The following is a 2,811-nucleotide window of genomic DNA, read 5'->3' on the forward strand; positions in this document are numbered from 1 at the left end:
TGTATTGTTGCGTTATTTACGCATTGGCTACGTAATCGCAACGATAAATAGGCGACTATAGCCACACCTAAAAATCCCCTCACTATTGCCGTAGTGAGGGGATTGGTGTATTCACGCTAGAATTCTTGTTAATCATATTATAACACTGGTTAGTGGAGAAATGCAAAATTACTTCTTGTGATAATTTAATCAATCAGAAGAAATATGTTAAATAGCAATCTGCTAAATCGAGGGATAAAATTAAATTCTTATGATGGAATTTCAGTACGTTTATTACTATGTTTTCTTACAATAGCTGCAGTTAAACTAGATATTGCGCCAAATATAATAAAGCCAATCATCATCCATATAGTTGAATTCATTTCAATATGACTACCCATGTAGATAATTTCTCTAAGGGTATTTGTATAATGTGTGAATGGATCAATTTTATAAACCCAACCTTGATATGCTTTAGGTAGCATTTCTTTAGGTAATGTGACTAATTGCATACTAAAGAACATTAAAATGACAAAGATTGGAATAGATTTCATTCCTAACCAGACCATAATACCTAGAATTAATCCGATAAATCCAAGTATTGAAATAGCTAAGAAGAGTGCTACTCGGTTTGTATGATTAAAATCAAATCCTAATACACCATGCATGAAGTACACATAAGCGAAACTTGCAGCAAATGCTGTGATTACAGCTAATAACATTTGGCCTAATGATGCAATAATTCTGTGTTGAATTTTAAAGTTATTACTTGTTCTGAAAGCAAAGAATAATAATACAGATGTTACAAGTGATCCCATCCATACTGGCATGAACATTAAGAACGGTGCATTACCGCCAGCTTGATGGTCTTTAACTTTATGAATTTCTTTATTATCAACTTTAACAGGATTTGTAATGCCTTTAATATCTGAGGCACTCACTTTAACGTCTTGTTTTTCTAATGTGCTAAGACTTTGTGATGTAATTTGTTTATTCAAATTATCACCCATGCCATCAAGCACATTACCAGTAATCGTAGCTGCTTGCAAGCTTGCACCTTTATTTACAATAGCTTTAAATGTTGCTTGTTTCACATCAACTTTTTGGTTACCCATTTTTTGTTGCATTTGTTGAACGGCAGCTGCAGGGATTTCACCTGATTCAACTTTTTCTTTCATTTCTGCCTTTTTACTATCCATCACTACTTTTTGTGTTTTACTCATTGCATTTTTAGAAAAGTCTTTATTAAAAATAGCTACCCCATAGTATTTTTCATCTTTAAGACCTTTTTTAATATCTGATTCTTTATCAACTTTAACCCATTTAACTGTATCAGAATCACTATCCATTAATTTATCTTCAATTTTTTTCCCGATATTTACTTTATTACCTTGAATGTCTACACCTTTATCATTGTTTACAACGGCTATTGGCAATTGTTTTGGTTTTGGATTAAACGCTGGATAAAATGCCAAAGAGAAAATAACTAATAATAATATCGCTGCAATAGGTGCAAGCCATAATAGTTTACTTTTAAAAATATTCATGAAATCTAACCTCCTACAATTTATTGAACAATTTGTTGAATATTTAATACTTTGTAAATTATAATGAGATAGTCAAAAATAAACAATAATCAATTATTCAAATACTGTATGTTATTGAACAGATTGTACATTTTTGTCTATTTATTATTAGGAGGTCGATATTTTATGAAAGAAGATAGGAGAATACGAAAGACGAAGTCAGCTATTAAGCGTGCTTTTACTGACCTTTTAAAGCGTAAAGACCTCGACAAAATTACTGTTCAAGATATTTCAGATCAAGCAGATATTAATCGTGGTACATTTTACTTACATTATGAAGATAAATACATGTTATTAACCGATATGGAAGATGAATGTATATCCCAAATTTGGACATCGACTCAATTTAATCAACTCGATATTAGTTCACCAGAAAATACCGCTGAAGATTTTATAAATAATGTTTTGACTAAGGTATTACAACATATCTCTGATAACATGGAGTTTTATCATACGATTCTTCAGCTAGAACGTAAAAGTAGACTTGAAGAAAAAATTCATTCCTTAATGAAAGAAAATATGCAAAAATATATTAGTATTAATCATGAGATTGATGGTATTCCTGAAATGTATTTTCATAGTTATGTTTCAGGTGCTACCATTTCAATTATCAAATATTGGGTACAGGATGATCATCGACTCTCTGTAAATGAGTTAACCAAACATATTTTTAATATCATTTATAATGGGCCGCTACGTATTATGATCCAAAATCATTATGAACGTACTCAATCCAACTGAGACTAAATGAATATGAAAGGAATCATTAACCATGCTAACTGCATATAAACATTCAACAAACAACGACATCGTTGAAACGACTTTAGACCACTCTGCATCATGGATTAATGTTGTAGAACCTGATAGAGAATAAATTGAACAATTAATAGAAACGTATAACTTACCTGAAGATTTTATCCGAGATCCATTAGATGCGGATGAAAGTGCACGTATCGAATATGATGATGACACAGGTTACTCATTTATCATTATTGACTTACCCATCGTCAGTTCAACCAATCGTCGTGTCTTATTATTCGTTACCATTCCATTAGGTATTGTTATTGGAAAAGGACTCATTTTAACAATCTGTGATGCTGAAAATGAATTTTTAGAAAATTATGCGCGACAAGATAAGGATAGATAAAGCTAAAAGAGAACTAGGATTTGTGCTAATGGCACTTAATATAAGAAAAGTAACAGCTCAACGAACTGAAAATAATCAAAAAAATTATAAAAAAGACAA

Annotated in this window: 3 protein-coding genes and 1 pseudogene; 3 read left to right on the top strand and 1 reads right to left on the bottom strand. The window is 31.1% G+C overall.

All coding sequences use genetic code 11. The features are described from left to right. Positions 1-51: type I toxin-antitoxin system Fst family toxin (locus tag HMPREF2881_RS11720; RefSeq protein ID WP_141752631.1), on the top strand; the 51-nt coding region annotated here is incomplete at its 5' end. 197 nt (positions 52-248) lie between these two features. Here the strand turns inward: HMPREF2881_RS11720 and HMPREF2881_RS11330 are convergent. Next, on the bottom strand, positions 249-1,526 hold the full coding sequence (locus tag HMPREF2881_RS11330) for a YhgE/Pip domain-containing protein (RefSeq protein ID WP_002488417.1): 1,278 nt from the start codon (positions 1,524-1,526) through the stop codon (positions 249-251). A gap of 165 nt (positions 1,527-1,691) precedes the next feature. On the opposite strand from HMPREF2881_RS11330, the gene HMPREF2881_RS11335 reads away from it, so the two are divergent. Together HMPREF2881_RS11335 and HMPREF2881_RS11340 are read left to right on the top strand one after the other, a co-directional pair. Further along, on the top strand, positions 1,692-2,306 hold the full coding sequence (locus HMPREF2881_RS11335) for a TetR/AcrR family transcriptional regulator (RefSeq protein WP_002487365.1): 615 nt from the start codon (positions 1,692-1,694) through the stop codon (positions 2,304-2,306). 31 nt (positions 2,307-2,337) lie between these two features. Beyond that, positions 2,338-2,700: pseudogene (locus tag HMPREF2881_RS11340) on the top strand (CorA family divalent cation transporter); the annotation flags it as partial. Between the last annotated feature and the right edge of the window lie 111 nt (positions 2,701-2,811).

Origin of the sequence: Staphylococcus sp. HMSC057A08 (genome assembly GCF_001812925.1) — a bacterium.
GTDB lineage: Bacteria > Bacillota > Bacilli > Staphylococcales > Staphylococcaceae > Staphylococcus > Staphylococcus hominis.

Bases quoted from the DNA above. Each gene is read 5' to 3' on its own strand.
- HMPREF2881_RS11330 (WP_002488417.1), bottom strand. From the start codon at position 1,526: ATGAATATTTTTAAAAGTAAACTATTATGGCTTGCACCTATTGCAGCG.
- HMPREF2881_RS11335 (WP_002487365.1), top strand. From the start codon at position 1,692: ATGAAAGAAGATAGGAGAATACGAAAGACGAAGTCAGCTATTAAGCGT.